General features: G+C 69.4%; 14 protein-coding genes. 11 read left to right on the plus strand and 3 right to left on the minus strand.

The genetic code is table 11. The annotated features are described in order from the left end of the window. Nucleotides 1–65: 65 nt before the first annotated feature. From IE262_RS01590 to IE262_RS01610, 5 genes are all read left to right on the plus strand, one after another. Nucleotides 66–827: a class I SAM-dependent methyltransferase gene (locus IE262_RS01590; RefSeq protein WP_189870673.1), complete on the plus strand. Its 762-nt coding sequence runs from the start codon at nt 66–68 to the stop codon at nt 825–827. A 221-nt stretch (nt 828–1,048) separates the two neighbouring features. Next, nucleotides 1,049–2,599 (plus strand): ABC transporter substrate-binding protein, encoded by a 1,551-nt coding sequence (locus IE262_RS01595; protein WP_189870675.1) that lies wholly within the window; start codon nt 1,049–1,051, stop codon nt 2,597–2,599. A gap of 15 nt (nt 2,600–2,614) precedes the next feature. Further along, the gene (locus tag IE262_RS01600; RefSeq protein ID WP_134039340.1) at nt 2,615–3,541 is read left to right on the plus strand and encodes an ABC transporter permease; all 927 of its coding nucleotides are present in this window, start codon (nt 2,615–2,617) and stop codon (nt 3,539–3,541) included. Between the two features lie 14 nt (nt 3,542–3,555). Next, nucleotides 3,556–5,616, plus strand: a complete 2,061-nt coding sequence (locus IE262_RS39270; protein WP_229877050.1) for a dipeptide/oligopeptide/nickel ABC transporter permease/ATP-binding protein — start codon at nt 3,556–3,558, stop codon at nt 5,614–5,616. After that, a complete protein-coding gene (locus IE262_RS01610; protein WP_189870678.1) occupies nt 5,609–6,640 on the plus strand; it encodes an ABC transporter ATP-binding protein in 1,032 nt (343 codons plus the stop codon). The genes IE262_RS39270 and IE262_RS01610 overlap by 8 nt, the downstream gene beginning before the upstream one ends. Nucleotides 6,641–6,717: 77 nt before the next feature. Here IE262_RS01610 and IE262_RS01615 read toward each other — a convergent pair whose 3' ends face one another. Continuing rightward, on the minus strand, nt 6,718–7,356 hold the full coding sequence (locus tag IE262_RS01615; protein ID WP_189870680.1) for a hypothetical protein: 639 nt from the start codon (nt 7,354–7,356) through the stop codon (nt 6,718–6,720). A 539-nt stretch (nt 7,357–7,895) separates the two neighbouring features. Between IE262_RS01615 and IE262_RS01620 the strand changes: the two genes are divergently transcribed. From IE262_RS01620 to IE262_RS01635, 4 genes are all read left to right on the plus strand, one after another. Continuing rightward, on the plus strand, nt 7,896–8,915 hold the full coding sequence (locus IE262_RS01620) for a sugar ABC transporter substrate-binding protein (RefSeq protein ID WP_189870682.1): 1,020 nt from the start codon (nt 7,896–7,898) through the stop codon (nt 8,913–8,915). Between the two features lie 135 nt (nt 8,916–9,050). Beyond that, a complete protein-coding gene (locus tag IE262_RS01625; protein ID WP_134039336.1) occupies nt 9,051–9,908 on the plus strand; it encodes a sugar phosphate isomerase/epimerase family protein in 858 nt (285 codons plus the stop codon). Nucleotides 9,909–9,983: 75 nt separating this feature from the next. Beyond that, nucleotides 9,984–11,180 (plus strand): Gfo/Idh/MocA family protein, encoded by a 1,197-nt coding sequence (locus IE262_RS01630; RefSeq protein WP_189870684.1) that lies wholly within the window; start codon nt 9,984–9,986, stop codon nt 11,178–11,180. A gap of 25 nt (nt 11,181–11,205) precedes the next feature. Continuing rightward, on the plus strand, nt 11,206–12,204 hold the full coding sequence (locus tag IE262_RS01635; RefSeq protein WP_189870686.1) for a sugar phosphate isomerase/epimerase family protein: 999 nt from the start codon (nt 11,206–11,208) through the stop codon (nt 12,202–12,204). Nucleotides 12,205–12,255: 51 nt separating this feature from the next. Here the strand turns inward: IE262_RS01635 and IE262_RS01640 are convergent, their stop codons facing one another. Continuing rightward, a complete protein-coding gene (locus IE262_RS01640) occupies nt 12,256–12,786 on the minus strand; it encodes a hypothetical protein (protein WP_189870689.1) in 531 nt (176 codons plus the stop codon). After that, complete coding sequence (locus IE262_RS01645; protein WP_134039332.1) at nt 12,783–13,031, minus strand: helix-turn-helix transcriptional regulator; 249 nt, start codon at nt 13,029–13,031, stop codon at nt 12,783–12,785. Before IE262_RS01645 ends, IE262_RS01640 begins: the two co-directional genes overlap by 4 nt. A gap of 122 nt (nt 13,032–13,153) precedes the next feature. On the opposite strand from IE262_RS01645, the gene IE262_RS01650 reads away from it, so the two are divergent. Together IE262_RS01650 and IE262_RS01655 are read left to right on the plus strand one after the other, a co-directional pair. After that, nucleotides 13,154–13,372: a hypothetical protein gene (locus tag IE262_RS01650; RefSeq protein ID WP_134039331.1), complete on the plus strand. Its 219-nt coding sequence runs from the start codon at nt 13,154–13,156 to the stop codon at nt 13,370–13,372. A 220-nt stretch (nt 13,373–13,592) separates the two neighbouring features. After that, nucleotides 13,593–16,460, plus strand: coding sequence for a type 1 periplasmic-binding domain-containing protein (locus IE262_RS01655; protein ID WP_189870691.1), 2,868 nt, complete (start codon nt 13,593–13,595; stop codon nt 16,458–16,460). The last annotated feature ends 133 nt before the right edge of the window (nt 16,461–16,593 follow it).

Here is a 16,593-nt window from a genome sequence, read left to right on the forward strand (position 1 = left end):
GAAAGCACCATAGTTGGCGCAATGATCGAGTTTGTCCGTAATGCGGGAGGGGGAGGGCACTCCTCGTGAGCGAATCCCACCCGCCCCTCCCCTGGGACACCGCGCAGGCGGCCGACGCCTACCGTGACCGTGACATGAGACTCGCCCGCGAGCTGATCTTCCCGACGGTACTGCGGCGCCTCGGCCCCGCCGAGGGCACCGGCCAGGTCGTCCTCGACGTCGGCTGCGGCACGGGCGCCCTCGCCGTACACCTGGCCGAGACCCGCGGCTGCACCGTGCACGGCCTCGACCCGTCCTCCGCGATGCTCGGCATCGCCCGCGCCGACCGGCCCCACCTCCGCGTCGACTACCGGCTCTTCGACGGCAGGTCCCTGCACTGGATCGCGGACGACGACGTCGACGCCGTCGTGTGCTGCCTGGTCTACTGCACCGACCCGGACGACCGCAGACTCGCGGACCTGACCCGCGAGATCCACCGGGTCCTGCGCCCCGGCGCGCCTTACGTCCTCGCGGATCTCAACCCCCAGGCGACCGGTGAGGCCTTCTCCACCCTCCGCTACGGCGAGCCGGGAACCGTCTACGCCGACGGGGACACCGTCCCCACCACCCTGCGGCGGCTGAGCGGGACGACCGTCACCACGGCCTGCCACTACCGCTCCCTTTCCCGCTACGAAGCGCTCCTCGCACAGGCCGGTTTCGCCCCGCCGGACCTCGATCTGCCGCTGGCGCCCCAGCGCCACGGCAGCGGCACCCCGGAGCCCGCGGAGACTCGTGTCGCGCCGTACATGATCCTCACCACACGCGCGGGGAAGGGGTCCGGCCGGTAGGGGTTTGGTCGTACGCCGCCTCGTGACGCACTGAAGCGTGCCTCGCGAGGCGGCCAAACGGATGGTCAGGTTCCGCTGCGCACATCTTGACGTCTTCACCGTCCCCGCCTTACAACAGTCTGCGTCCACATATCTAAACGCTGTTTCTCCTTGTGGACTTGACCCTTGGTCGGGCTTGTTACCTCGAACAGCGCGGAGGCCCAGTGGCGGGTTCAGGTGTGGTGCAGACTCACGCGTTCGTCCGCCGTAGAGGGCGGGCGGCGGGCGCGTTCACGTTCGTGGTCGTTCTTCTCGCCGTCTCCGGATGCTCGGTCGCCGGCGCCGACCCCATCGGCGAAGGCCCCGACACCCTGCGCATCGTGCTGCCCGAGGAGCCGCCGACCCTGGAACCCTGTGACGCCTCGCTCACCGCGACCGGACGGGTGACACGGGCCAACATCACGGAGGCCCTCACCGAACGCGATCCGTCCACAGGACGACTGGAACAGGCGCTGGCCACCCAGTGGACCCGCACCTCGCCCACTTCCTGGACCTTCACACTCCGCAAGGGCGTCACCTTCCATGACGGTTCGCCCTTCACAGCCGAGGCTGCCGCGTTCTCGATCAAGCGAGCCACGGACTCCGACATCGAGTGCAACGTCGACGGGTACATCTTCACGGACACCGAAGTCACAGCAAAGGCCTTGAACGACACGACACTTGAGGTGTCGACGCGGAAGCCGGACCCGATCCTCCCGCTGCGCCTGTCCTTCGTCGAGATCGTGCCGACGAGTACGGATCCGGGAGCCCGGGTGCGCAAGCCGATCGGTACCGGGCCGTACCGGGTCGACGAGTGGAGCCAGGGCCGCTTCCTGCGGCTGAAGCGCTTTTCCGGGTACTGGGGTGAGGCCCCCGACTTCGCCGCCGCCAAGTACGTGTGGCGGGCGGAGGGCAGCGTGCGCGCGGCCATGGTCACCAACAACGAGGCGGATGTCGCGATCGGGCTCGCACCCGAGGACGGAGCGGGCGACCGGGCGGTCGAGTTCGTCACCAACGAGATCTCCTACCTCCGGATCGACGCCACCAAAGCACCCCTCGACGACATCCGTATCCGCCGCGCCATCAACTACGCCATCGACAGGGAAGGTCTGGTCACGGCCGTCTTCGCGGGCCGTCCGAGCGGGCAGCTCGTGTCGAAGGGCGTCACCGGGTACAACCCGCGTGTCCGGCCCTGGCCGTACGACCCCGACCGTGCCAGGAAGCTGGTCGCCGCCGCCCGCGCCGACGGGGTCCCGACCGACACCGCCATCACCATCATCGGCCGCAACGGCATCTACCCCAAAGCCGCCGAGGCGATGGAAGTGGTGCAGGACGGCCTGCTCAAGGCCGGGCTGAACGTCAGGATCAAGATGCTCGACGTCAACGCCTGGCTGGAGTACCTGCTGCGCCCCTTCCCCCGGGGAACGGGCCCCACCCTCCTCCAGGCGCAACACGGCAACCAGGCGGGAGACGCCGCGTTCACGATGGGGCAGATCTACGGCAGCGAGGGCGCACAGAGCAGTTACGGCACCCGCGAACTCGACGCGTCGATCACGAAGGCCCAACTCGCCTCCGGCGACGCACGGCAGAAGGCGTTCGCGGACGCCTTCGCCCAGCAGAACGACGAGGTCGTACGGGATGCCGTGATGGCCAACATGACCGGCATCCTCGCTCTCTCCCCGAACGTCCGTTACCGGCCGGACTCGGCGACCAATGACGAGATGCGGCTCGCCGACATGCGTCGCGCGGACTGAGGGAGGAGCGGACCGATGTTCAGCATGCTGCGCCGCCGCGCGGTCTCCAGCGTCATTCCCCTGCTCGTCGTGGTCCTCGGGGTGTTCTTCCTGGCCCGCCTCACCGGAGACCCCGCCAACCTGTATCTCCCGCTCAGCGCCACACCCGAGATGAGGGCCGAGTTCGCCGCCCGCAACGGCTTCGACCAGCCGCTGATCACCCAGTTCGGCGACTACGTCGCCCAGGTCGCCCACCTCGACTTCGGCGAGTCGCTGCGCACCGCCCAGCCGGCCGGCGAGGCGGTGCTGCGGGCCTTCCCCGCCACCCTCCAACTGGCGGGGTGGACGATGCTGCTGGCCATCGTCGGTGCCGTGGTGATCGGGAGTCTGGCGGCGTACCGGCCCAACTCGGTGACCGACCGGGTCGCGAGCTTCCTGTCGTCGACGGCCGCCAGCGTCCCCGACTTCTGGTTGGCCATCATGGGAGTGCTGGTCTTCGCGGTGACGCTGGGCTGGCTTCCCACCTCCGGCACGAGCGGCGCCGCCGCATGGGTCCTGCCGGTGGCCACCCTCCTCATCCGTCCGTTCGGAGTCCTGGTCCAAGTCGTGCGCGGCGCCATGGTCTCGGCGCTCTCCGCCCCCTACGTCAAGGTGGCACGCGCGAAGGGCGCCCGCGAGTCGCGGGTGGTCTTCGGGCACGCTCTGCGCAACGCCGCCGCGCCGGCGCTGACCGTCGCGGGGGACCTCGCCGTCGGGCTGGTCAACGGGGCGGTCGTCGTCGAGACCATCTTCGGCTGGCCCGGCATCGGCAAGCTCATGATCGACTCGGTTCTGCAACGGGACTTCGCGGTGCTGCAGGCCGCGGTACTGCTGACCGCTCTCGTGATCTTCGCGCTCAACATCCTGGTGGACGTCTGCCACGCGCTCCTCGACCCGCGTGTACGGCAACGGGCGGCTGCATGAGTCAAGGAAGTGACATGCCCCAGACCGACATGTCAGTGAAAGCCACGTCCCAGAAGGTCACCTCCGAGAAGGTCACGCGGCGCAGGTGGCCCGCTCTGCTCCTCCAGGACCGGCTCGCCTTCGCGGCGGCCCTGGTCCTGGTCGCCGTGGCGGTGTGCGCCGTGCTGGGACCTCTCCTCATCGGGGACCTGGCCACACGTCAGAACCTGCGTGATCCGGGCCGTCCGCCCTTCAGTCTGGACCACGGCTGGGCCTTCGTCCTCGGCAGTGACTCCCTGGGCCGTCCCGTGGCCGCCCGGCTGATAGCGGCGGCCGGTACCACTCTGTCCGTGGCGGTGCCCGCAGTGCTGTGCTCACTCGCGGTCGGCTCGGTCTGGGGCATGTGGGCGGGTTACCACGGCGGATGGCGCGAGAACGTGTCCCTGCGGATCGCCGACGTGATCCTCAGCTTCCCCTCCCTCCTGCTGGCCGTGGTCGTGCTGTACGTCTTCTCGCCGAGCGCCGTCGGCATCGTCCTGGTTCTCGCCATCGCCCGGATCCCGGTGTATCTGCGCACCGCACGGGCCGAGTCCGCCGAACTGCGCAGCCGGCTGTTCATGGACGCGGCCCGCACCTTCGGCACGAGCAGCTGGGCGAGCATCCGACGCCATGTCGCACCAACGGTCCTGCCCACCCTGCTCACCGTCGCCGCCCTCGACTTCTGCTTCGTGATGCTCACGGAGTCGTCGCTGAGTTTCCTGGGAATCGGCATCCAGCCGCCCGATGTGAGCTGGGGCCTGATGGTGGCTCAGGGGCGGCAGGAGTTGCAGAGCGCGTGGTGGATCGCGGTCTTCCCCGGGCTCGCCATCGTCGTCACAACCGTGTCGGCGACGATTCTCGCTGCCTGGGCCCGGCTCTCGACCGACCCGGGGCAGCGGTGGCGGCAGGGCCTTCGACGGGCGCCCCGGCGGTCCCCCGGAGCCACGGCGCAGACCGCCGTCGAGCCGAACCCGGGGTCGGCGGGAAGCGGGGCCGGGCGGGCACTGCCGAGCCCGGCCGTGTCCTCCTCGTCCCCCTCGTCCTCCGCCTCCTCCGCCTCCTCCGCCTCGTCCTCCTCACCGACCGGCACCCTGGTCGTGGACGGACTGTCGGTCGACGTCCGTACCCCGGCAGGGCCCGTCGCCGTCGTACGCGGCGTGAGTTTCGCCGTGCGCTCGGGTGAGACCCTGGCCCTGCTGGGCGAGTCCGGATGCGGGAAGAGCATGACCGCTCATGCCGTCGCGGGCCTGCTCGATCCGGCCGCCGAAGTCGGCGCAGGGCGCGCGTGGCTGGACGGCGAGGACGTGCTCGCGCTCGGGCCGCGGGCCAGGCGCAGGCTCGCGGGGCCCGGCCTGAGCATCGTGTTCCAGGACGCTCTCAGCGCGCTCAACCCGGTCCTCACCGTCGGGACGCAGCTCGCGGAACCGTTCCGTATCCACGAGAGGATGTCCAGGCGTGCCGCGCGGGCGAAGGCGGTCGAGCTGATGGAGCGTGTCGGCATTCCGGAGGCGCGCTCCCGCGCGGGCGCCTACCCGCATCAGTTCTCCGGGGGTATGCGCCAGCGGCTGCTGATCGCGATGGCGGTCGCGCTGCGGCCGAAGGTGCTGCTCGCCGACGAACCCACGACGGCACTGGACGTCACCGTGCAGGCCCAGATCATGGATCTCCTCGCCGAACTGCGGAGCGAGCAGCGGATGGCTCTGGTCCTCATCACCCACGACCTCGGGCTGGTCGCCGAGCACGCGGACCGGGTCGCCGTGATGTACGCGGGTACGGTCGTGGAGACCGGAACGGTGGCCGACGTGTTCAGCAGGCCCCACCACCCGTACACCCGGGGGTTGTTGGGGTCGGTACCGGCCGAGCAGCACAAGGGCTCGCGTCTCGACTCCATCCCCGGAAGCCCGCCCGACCCGCGCTCCGTGCCCACCGGTTGTGCCTTCCGTACGCGCTGTCCGTTGGCCCGCGAGGTGTGCGCCACTCACCGGCCGCCACTGGCCGGAACCGGGACCGACCGCGCGGCCGCCTGCCACTTCGGGAAGGAGCTCGCCGATGCCTGAGCCCGGAACACTGCTGGAGGCCACGGGCCTGGCCAAGAGCTTCGCGGTACCGCGCACCGCGAAGGGCAGCACCAGGCTGCGCGCGGTGGACGGTGTGGATCTGCGCCTGGGCCGCGGGGAGACCCTCGGCCTGGTCGGCGAGTCCGGCTGCGGCAAGTCCACACTGGCCAGGATGCTGCTGATGCTGGAACGTCCCGACGAGGGCACCATGCGTTTCGAGGGGGTCGACCCGTTCACCTTGTCGGGCGCGGAACTGCTCGCGTGGCGCCGCAAGGTGCAGATGGTCTTCCAGGACCCGTTCGGCTCGCTCAACCCCCGGCTGTGTGCGGCGGATCTGATCAGCGAGCCCTGGCTCACCCACCGGGGACTCGTACCCGCCCCGAAGCGGGCGACGCGCGTGCGTGAACTGCTGGAGATGGTGGGGCTGCGCGCCTCCGACGCGCACCGCTATCCGCAGGAGTTCTCCGGAGGGCAGCGGCAGCGCATCGGGATCGCCCGCGCCCTGGCGCTGGAGCCGGAGGTCATCGTCTGCGACGAGCCCGTCTCGGCGCTGGATCTGTCCGTGCAGGCCCAGGTCCTCAATCTGTTGTGCGATCTGCGGGACGAGCTGGGCCTGTCGTACGTGTTCATCTCGCACGACCTGTCCGTGGTGCGGCACGTGGCCGACCGCGTTGCCGTGATGTACCTGGGCAGAATCGTCGAGTCGGGCCCGGCCGAGGAGGTCTTCGACCGGCCGGACCACCCGTACACCGCCGCCCTCCTGTCGGCGGCCCCCACGCTGACCGCCAGGGGCGCCCCGAAGCGGGAACGTATCGTGCTCACCGGCGAGATCCCCTCACCGGCCGACCCGCCGTCCGGGTGCCGCTTCCGGACCCGTTGCTGGCGTGCGCGGGACGTGTGCGCCGACACCGTCCCCGTAGCCCCGCCCGGGGCGCCGGCCCGCACAGCGGCATGTCACTTCCCGTTGGCGGGGACACCGGCGGTCACGGGAAGCCGGCCGGAGGGACGGAGTGGTTCCCTCTGACGGGATCGCCGCTGTGAGGCGCGGAGAACCGTCGGCGTGCCCGGGAGCGGATGCCGCCCCCGGGCACAGCCTTGGGGTCACAAACCGTCACGCACCATGGCGGCGACGATGTGGACGTGGCGATCGGCCGCCGTGTTCGAAAACTCGTTGTCGTAGTTCAGGCCGTAGGGCCAGAAGTGTCCCCCGCCGGTGGAGATCGTGGCGCCCGAACCGTCGTACTGCTTGACGAGTGCCGTGGCCTGCGGACCGGTCCAGGTACCGCTGCCGCCGAGACGGGACCAGCCCGAACTCGTGCCGACGCCGATGGTGTGGGCGATCTCGTGGAGAGCGGTCCTCTCGGTCATGTAGCTGCGGTTGCCGAAGCGGATGGTTCCGTTGATGTTGCCGTCAGCGGTGGGAACGCTCGGGTCGTAGCGGACGGTGATGCTTTTGCCCAGATCGCTGAGGTTGTTGTAGCGGGCCACCGCGGCGTTCATGGCCGCCGTGATGAGGTTGTAGGCCGTCTGCTGGTCCTGGGTGGGGTTGCTCGCCCGTTCGAGCGTCCAGGTGATGGTGGCCGCTGCCACCTGTTCCTGGGATGGCGGTGCGGTCTGCGGGGTGGCCTGTGCGACGCCCGGCCCGGCCAGCACGGCGGCTGCCAGCGCGGCCACGACCGCCCTGTTGCGCCAGGGTATGGTCCTTCGCTCAGTGGGGTTCGGCGCCCGTCGTGGACTCATTGAGGGGTTCCTCCTGTGGGGGGGTGGGCCTTGGCGGGAATTCAGGACCGCATTTCGCCACTTACCTGTTTCGGAACGTGAGTAGCCCGTGGAAGCGGAAAAGCTTTGAGTGGTGCGGCACGCACTGTTCGAGATATGGAACGGGTGCGGCACCGGTAAGGGACAAAGGGTGCGCGCTTTCCGGATTCCGTGACAGTGCGGAGCTCCAGGCAAGTATCCAGCCGCGAAGTGTGGAGTCAAGAGGCGGTACGCGAACAACTCCCCACCGGACACGGGCATTTCACTGCCCGGAGCTCATAAGCCCCGGGCGCCGTCGAGTCCCGCTTCCCGCTGGACGCGCCATCAGTGCGCTCGGCGACCACGACTCCCGGCGAGCCGCTCCACAACCTCTCGTACCGACGCGGGCCGCGCAACACCCTTGACACGATCACCGGAACGAGCCGATAGTACCAGGACTTAAAGCGCTTTAAACCGTCCCGTCGCCCCGATCCCTCTTCCCGCCACATCCCCTTTCAGTTGCACAGTGAGGTGCACGAACGATGAACCACACACCCCTGCTCCGCGCCCGCGGAATCGCCTCCGTCACGGCCGTGGCCACCGCAGCCGCGCTCACCCTCGTGGGCTGTTCCAGTAACTCCGGCGGCAAGAAGTCCGAAGAGGGCGGGACCGTGGCGTCGGCCGGAAAGGCCAGTACTCCGCGGATGACCATCGCGATGGTCACCCACGCCCCGGCCGGTGACACCTTCTGGGACATCATCCGCAAGGGCGCCGAGGCGGCCGCGGCCAAGGACAACGTCAAGCTCATCTACTCCAGCGACGAGAGCGCCGCCAACCAGGCGAACCTGGTGCAGAACGCGATCGATCAGAAGGTCGACGGCATTGCGGTCACCCTGGCCAAGCCGGACGCCATGAAGAACGCCGTGGCCAAGGCGGAGAAGGCAGGCATCCCCGTGGTCGGCCTCAATTCCGGCATGGACCAGTGGAAGGAACAGGGCATGCTGGAGTTCTTCGGGCAGGACGAGTCCGTCGCCGGCCAGGCCTTCGGCAAGAAACTCAACGAGACGGGCGCCAAGCACGCCATCTGTGTCGTCCAGGTCCAGGGACACGTCGGCCTGGAGCAGCGCTGCGCGGGCGTGAAGAAGACGTTCGAGGGCAGGACGGAGAACCTCTACGTCAACGGCACGGACATGCCCTCGGTGAAGTCGACGATCACGGCGAAGCTCAAGCAGGACTCGTCCATCGACCAGGTGGTCACGCTGGGTGCCCCGTTCTCGCTGACCGCCGTGCAGTCGCTGTCCGACGCGGGCAGCAAGGCCAAGGTGGCCACGTTCGACCTGAACAAGGACCTCGTCGGCGCGATCAAGGACGGCGACATCGAGTTCGCGGTCGACCAGCAGCCCTACCTACAGGGTTACCTCGCGGTCGACGCGCTGTGGCTGTACAGGAACAACGGCAACTACATGGGCGGCGGCGAGGCTCCGGTGCTGACCGGTCCGGCTTTCGTGGACAAGTCCAACGTCGAGACGGTCGCCGAGTTCGCCGCGAAGGGCACTCGGTGACGAGCGCGCCCCGCCAGGCCGCGTCGGCGTGGAATCACCGCCGGCCTCCGGCTCAAGCGAACCGCCAGGCGGATACGGCGCGTTGTCCATCGCTCTCCCCACACTCCCCCATGACTCGCCGGAAGGCACTCACTTGTGAAGATCGCACTCGACCCGTACATGATCCGGCACGTCCCGCTGCTCGAACTCCCGGCTGTGGTCGCGGAGTTGGGCTACGAGTGGATCGAGCTCTCCCCCCGAGAGGACTTCATCCCCTTCTTCCGTCACCCCCGCGTCGACGACGGCACGGTCCGCACCTTCCGCAAGGCCCTGGACGCGGCGGGCGTCCGCATCTCGTCACTGCTGCCTCTCTTCCGCTGGTCGGGGCCGGACGAGGACGACCGGCAGGCGGCCGTCCGCTACTGGAAGAGGGCCATCCAGATCTGCTCCGACCTCGGCGTGGACAGCATGATCTCCGAGTTCAACGGCCGGCCGGAGGCCGCCGAGCGCAGCGAGGCACAGTTCTGGCGCACGATGGACGAACTGCTCCCGCTCTTCGAACGCGAGGGCATCAAGCTCGCCCTGGAACCCCACCCGGACGACTTCATCGAGAACGGCTACGACGCGGTCAACCTCATCCGCGGCATCAACCACCCCAACGTCACCTTCCTCTACTGCGCCCCGCACACCTTCCACATCGGCAACGACGCCCCGGGCATCATCCGGTACGCCGGTGACCTGCTCACCCATGTGCACCTGGCCGACGCCTTCGACCACACCGCCTCCTCCGGCAACCGCTACATCCTCAACCCGCCCGGCACCCCCGCCCGCATCCATCAGCACCTCGACATCGGCCAGGGCGAGGTCGACTTCGACGAACTCTTCCGCGAGCTCCGCGCGAACGACTTCGACGGCACCCTCACCGCCTGTGTCTTCGCCTGGGAGGAACGAGCCAAGGAATCCTCCGCGTTCATGCGGACGAAAATCGACGCATACGTGGCTGCCTGGTCCTGACGGCGGTTCGCCGCCTGATCGCACCTTCCCTTCTCCTTTGACGCCCCGATTCGTATCTCTCTGGAAGGCACCGCCATGTCCACATCCGCCACACCGCTTTCCGTCGCGGTGATCGGAGCCGGTATGGCCGGCCGCAGTCACGCCGCCGGATACCGCAACGTCAACACGGTCTTCGGCGCCGGGCTACCGCCGGTCCGGCTGGCCGCGATCGCCGACGCCCACCTCGAACTCGGGGAGGACGCCGCCCGGCGCTACGGGTTCGAGAGGGCGCTGCCGAGCTGGGAGGCCGTCGTCGAGGATCCGACGATCGACGCCGTCAGCATCGTCGTGGGCAACGCGTTGCACCGCCCGATCGCGGAGGCGCTGGTCGCGGCGGGCAAGCATGTGCTGTGCGAGAAGCCGCTGGCGGGATCACTCGAAGACGCCCGTGCGATGGCCGAGTTGGAACGCTCCAGCGATGTCGTGACCGCGGTCGGGTACACCTTTCGGCGTTCCCCCGCCATCGCGGCGATCCGCGAGCATGTCCAGCGGGGCGAACTGGGTGATCTCACGCTGTTCAGCGGCCGGTACTGGTGCGACTACGCCACCGACCCGAACGTGCCGCTGAGCTGGCGGTACAAGGGAGGCCCCGGTTCCGGCGCGCTCGGGGACATCGGCGCGCACGTGATCGACGCCGCCGAGTACATCGCGGGTCCCGTCGCCGCGGTCTCCGGCGCCTCGCTGTCGACACAGATCCCCAAGCGGCCCCTGCCGCTGGGCGCGGTCGTCGGGCACAACGCCGCTCCCGTCTCCGAGGAGTTCGGCGAGGTCGAGAACGAGGACACCGCCTCCTTCACCGCTCGCTTCGAGTCCGGCCTGGTGGGCACCTTCTCGGTGTCGCGTACCGCGTTCGGCCTGCCCAACGGGCTCTCCTTCGACGTCCTGGGCCTCGGCGGCCGGGCCGCGTTCGACCAGCACCGGCCGGCCGAGTACCTCTTCGACGACGCCCAGCCGGAGGCCCGCACGCGCGGCGCCCGCCAGATCATCGCCGGCCCGCGGCTGCCGTACTTCGCGGGCGGCTACCCGATGGAGGCGCCGGGTGTGGGCGGCGGCAACGCCGAGATGTTCACCTTCCAGGCCAGGGCCTTCCTCGACCAGGTCGCGGGTGTCGCCGATCCGCTGCCGGCCTGCGCCACCTTCGCCGACGCGCTGCGGACCATGGAGATCATCCAGGCAGTCGTCGACTCCTCCCTGCACGGCGGCGCGGCCACCCCCGTTCCGCCCGCCGTCTGACCATCCCCATCCAAGGAGCGATCCCATGGCTCTCAAGCTCGGCGCCTACACCGCCTGCCTGCATGACCGGACCCTCACCGAGGCCCTCGACATCCTCAAGGAGAACGGTCTGACCTCCGTGGAGGTCAACACGGGCGGATTCATCCCCTCCCCCCATTGCCCGGTCGACCTGCTGCTGTCCTCGGCCGCCGCGCGCGAGGAGTACCTTGCGGCCTTCGCCGACCGCGGCATGGAACTGACCGGCCTCAACTGCAACGGCAACCCCCTCAACCCGCTCCCGGCGGTCGGCCCCAAGCACGCCGACGATCTGCGCCGCACCATCCGCCTCGCGGGCCTGCTCGGTGTGCGGCACGTCGTGACCATGTCCGGCACCCCGGGCTCCGACCCCGACGCCACGTACCCCTCCTGGGTCGTCAACCCCTGGGACGGCGTCTACATGGACGTCCTCGACTACCAGTGGGGCGTGGCCGTCGCGTTCTGGAAGGAGATCGACGCCCTCGCCCGGGAGAACGACGTCCGGGTCGCCATCGAGATGCACCCGCACAACCTGGTGTTCTCCCCGGTCACCCTGAAGCGGCTCGTCGACGAGGCCTGCACGACGAACATCGGCGCCGAGATGGACCCGTCCCACCTGATGTGGCAGGGAATGGACGTGATCGCGTGCATCAAGTGGCTGGGCCCGCTGGTGTTCCACGCCGCCGCGAAGGACGCGACGCTCTGCCCGGGCGCCGACATCCGTGGCGTACTCGACACGTCGTTCACCCGCGTGCCCGCCGACGCGCCCGGCAAGGTGCCCACCGGCTACGGGTTCTGGTGCAACGCCTGGCCGGAGAACCCGGCGTGGAAGTTCGTCGCCGTCGGCGTCGGTCACGACGTCCCCTACTGGACCGGGTTCCTGCGGGCCCTCGCCGAGATTGACCCGGACATGGCCGTGAACATCGAGCACGAGGACGCCGCCTACTCCCGGGCCGAAGGGCTCGCCCTGGCAGCCAAGAACCTCCACGCCGCCACCGCGGCTCTCTGACCCGCCCTGTGTGGCCCGCGCCCGCCGGCCCGGCACGGGGCCCGGCTGTCGCTAACCCGCGAGTGCCTCGTCCTCGGCCGGCTCGTCCTGGGCCATGAGGCCGGCCACCCACAACGGCATCAGCCAGTGGGTCACGAGGACGGCGATGAGTACGGGTGCCACGTACGCCCTCAGCGCGTCGCCATCGGCCCCGCCGACGATCAGCAGGACGGCCGCGGCCGATGCCAGCAGCAGGGTCATCACCCTGTGGGAAACGGCCAGGACCCGGCGGCGTTCGGCCGACTGGCGCTCGTCCAAGGCGCGTTCGCGCAGTTCCAGCAGGCCACGGGTGGCGCCGTTGATCGCCCCCGTGGCGACCATCCAGGGCAACAGCAGCACCGCTGTCGCGATGGCTGGCCACAGGGGCTCCGCCTTCGCCAGGGTGAAGTAGGCCATCAGCGCCTCGATCGCCACGGTGAGCGCGACATGTACGGCCACGACCACGCGCCGACGCGCGGCCGTGGCGTACAGCGGCCGCCCCGCGGGGTCGTTCATCAGCTTCAGCATGCTCCGGTCGTAGCCGGTCGTCCGCGTCGTCGTCATGGCTGTTTCCTCCCGTAGACCTCGTCCGTGAGCGGCCGGAACGGTTCGAGGGAGAACAACGCCTCCACCGGCAGCTCGAAGTACTTCGCGATCTTCAGCGCCAGGTCGAGGCTCGGGTTGTACTGCCCCCGCTCGATGTAGCCGATGGTCTGGTAGTGCGCACCCACCGCCGCGGCCAGGCTCTGGCGCGACACCTTCCGTTCGGCACGCACCATCGCCAACCTGTTGTGCACCTGCTCGCTCATGTATAAGAAGTACTACATCACAGAGGAGGATTGCAATCCCACTCGCTGCCGTCTCACCGCGGTCCGCACCCGCCTGGGGCTGTGGAACTGCGTGGCGGCCGGTTCCAGTGCATGGTGGTGGCATGGACAGCCACGCGCCTGTAGTGGTGCTGCCGCCCTCGCCGGACGGTGGGCGGCAGGTGACGATCCATGGCGAGGACGTGGGCACCGCGTACAGCCTGTTCGACGTGCTGGACCTGCTGCGCGATGCCGGCCTGCCCTCCGAGGACCGGGCCGTCGACGATCCCGAGCTGATCGAGTGGCGCGGCGGCGGACCGTACGACTGGAACGGCGCCGCATAGGTCCCTCCGCACCGGCCCTCCACAAGCGGATCCGCCCCTTGCGCGAGGTTGCCGTTTCGCCGCCTCCGAGTTCGTTTAGTGCACGTAGGTACGAGGGAAACCACTTCTGTCCCACAGGAAGTCAATTGACCTCGTTGGTGGGCGAAGGGGAACGGGGGGAACAGACATGCGCAACGGGGATCGTGACAGACCGCCGACCTGCTCGGCGAATCATCCCGGGATGTCGACCGAGGGCGGGATCGAGGTTCAACGGCAGCTGGAAACGCTCATCAAGGACTTCCGCACCAGCGAGCCACCCATGCCCGTCGTGGTCCTGCACGCCGAGGAGGCCGCCGACGACACCCAGGTCACCCGTCTCGTCGGCGAACTGCGCGACGGGCAGGACACACACGGAACACGCTGCGCCGTCGCACCACCGGCGCAGGAGGGCCCGACGGAGGTCCTGCGGGCCGCCCGTCTCGTACGCGATCTCGGCGATCCGAAACGATGGGGCAGCCGGCACTCGATCTACCGGCGGTACGCGTTCCCGCGCGTTCGACTCGTGCACGCCATCGAGGACGCCGTCCGGGCACTCGGCACCGACTGGCCCGCTCCGCCGACCGGATCAGCGGCCCCGGACGCCGGGCACGATCCGGCGCAGGACCTGCTGAACCAGCTGGCCAAACAGCGATGGCGTCCCGAGGGGGTCGCCCGCTGGCATTCCGGGCTGCCCATGTTCGACATGGCGCACATACTCCCGGCCAGCCTGGTGACGGTACTTGCCGCGCTCCTCGCCCGAAGCGACTGGTACATGGCGGTCGCGTCAGGCGTGGGCTTCCTGTTGCTGCTCGCGGTCCTCAACTACGTACTGCCGGGGCGCGCGCCGATCTTCCTGTGGCTGCGCCGGGAAAGCCGCTGGTTCATGACCACGACCTTCCTCAGGGCAGCGGCCCAGGACCGTCCCACCGAGGTCTCACTGCTGCGGCCGGTCCGCTCCTGGAAGGCGATCGCGGCACGCGCGTACGACGTGGCCGAGGCGCTGAAGGCGGGCCACGAGTTCCAGCTCCAGCTCTATGTGCTGGCCCTGTTCGAGGACCTGCGGGACAACCACCGTCGGCGCAGCTGGGACTTGCGCGGTTTCAAACGGCTGCGACCGCCCCTGCTGTTCGTACCGCAGGCCGGCACGGACAACGGCGGCATCGAGCTGATCAAAGCCGTCAGCGACGTGCGCAGCCGCAGGAGCGAACTGGATCCGCTGCTCCTCGTCGCGGCCGTAGGCGCTGAGGACGTACGGCGTCTGGAGCGCAGCGTCGTCCAGGGGACGCGCGCCGACGCGCCGGACCAGCAGGGGTTCCAGGCCCGGTTGCGGGGCTGGTACGACGAGTGGGCGAGGAACCTGCGCGCGGAACAGTCGCCGAGCCGCGAACGGGCCGTTCTGCCGTGGGTGTTGAAGATCCCGCTCCCCCAGGACGAGCTGAGACGCCTTCCGGACAGACAGCGGCACTGTGTGAAGGCGCCCACTCGACCTTCCGTCGCCCGCGTGGTGTGGGCCCTGCACACCCTCGTCCTGGTCCTGGTTCTGGCCGCCGCGACCACGGCCTGGCGCGCGGAGAGGCTCGCCGACACCTACTGCTCCTCGTCCGTCCTGTCCGCCAACCGGGACACGGAACGCAGACCCGCGCCCGACGGCGGTACGGAGTGCATAGGGATCGCCACGGGCGACGTACGCTTCGCCGACTGGCTGCCGGACGACGCCGGGGCACCGGACGCCAAGTCACAACCCGACGGCTACCAGGCGCCCTGGACTCTCGCCGAGCTGGAGCGGCGGATCGACAGCCAGAACGACGAGGTCCTCGACGGCGAGCGAGGTTACGTCACCCTGGTGTACGCGGGCCCGCTCAGCGCCGACCCCGACGGCGGCTCCTCACCGGTGAAGGGCCTGGAGGAACTGGCGGGCGTGTACCTGGCGCAGGCCGTCATCAACAACACCTTTCCCGTGAAGCTGCGCGTCCTGGTGGCCAACGGCGGCGTGGATCTGCACCACCAGACCGACATGGCCGACGCCATAGCGGCCTATGCGGCGAAGGATCCCACGGTGGTGGGCGTGGTCGGCACCGGACGTGACCTCAAGTCCAGTGCGGAGACGACCCTCAAGCTCAGGAACGCCGGGCTGCCCGTCGTGTCCGGGACGAACTCCGCCACCTACCTGCCACGCGACTTCGCCAACTGGTTCAGCCTGGCGGCCACCGACGAGTGGCAGTCGGCCCAACTCGGGCTGATCGCCAGGCAGTTGCGCATACCCGACCGCGAGCAGTACGGCCTGGTGCTGGCCCGCGACACCAAGAGGACCGACGACCGCTACACCACCGAGCAGGCGCGCTACGGCGGGAGGATGCTCGACAGGTCCGGCTTCACGCTGCTGCCCGAGCGCCGCTACACCCTGAGCGGCGGCAAGCCCGAGTTCCGCCGGCACACCGAGGAGCTCTGCCGGGGCAAGCTCGTGCCGTCCGTGATCTACTTCGCGGGCCGTGTCGAGGACGTCGATCCGCTGATGACCCAGCTCGGCACGGAACCGGGCTGTGCGGGGAAGAAGATGTCCATCATCACGGGCGACGACCTCTCCAAGGCCAACTTCTCGCGGGGCGAGGACGGGGTGGCCCCCAACGTCACGCTGTACCACGCCGCGCTCGCCGAACTGGCCAAGGCGGCCCGGGACACGGACTTCTACAAGGACGCCCGCGCGTACCTTCCGGGGCTCGCCGAGCAGCGTGTCGACCACGACACGCCCGCGTTCGCCAGCGGCCAGACGGCCTTGGCACACGACGCGACGCGGGCCCTGTACTGGGCGGCGACCCTCGACGGCGCTCCGCAGAGCCGGGCGGCGACCTGGGTGAACCTCAGAACCGTCACACTCCAGGGCATGGCCACGGGCACGATCGACTTCACCGACGCGCCGCTCTTCGGCGACAGGGAGGGCCACGGCATCGTCATCGAGGAAGTCTGGCGCACCGCCGACGGGGACTCGAAGTCTCGCGTGGTGTGCAGCAGGGTGGCCGGCGACGCGCGGCCGCTGACCGTGCGGGAGTGTGCCATCGGGCGCCGCGGCTGAATCACACTCCACGGGCACTCCGGGCGCACCCATGAGTCGTTCTACCGCCCCGTGTTCGCCTCCGACATTCTGGAGGCCCGGCGAACAGCGCGACAGCCACGTGATCCACGACGGTCTCAGCCTCATCGCGGAA

This window comes from Streptomyces bluensis (assembly GCF_014650715.1).
GTDB lineage: Bacteria > Actinomycetota > Actinomycetes > Streptomycetales > Streptomycetaceae > Streptomyces > Streptomyces bluensis.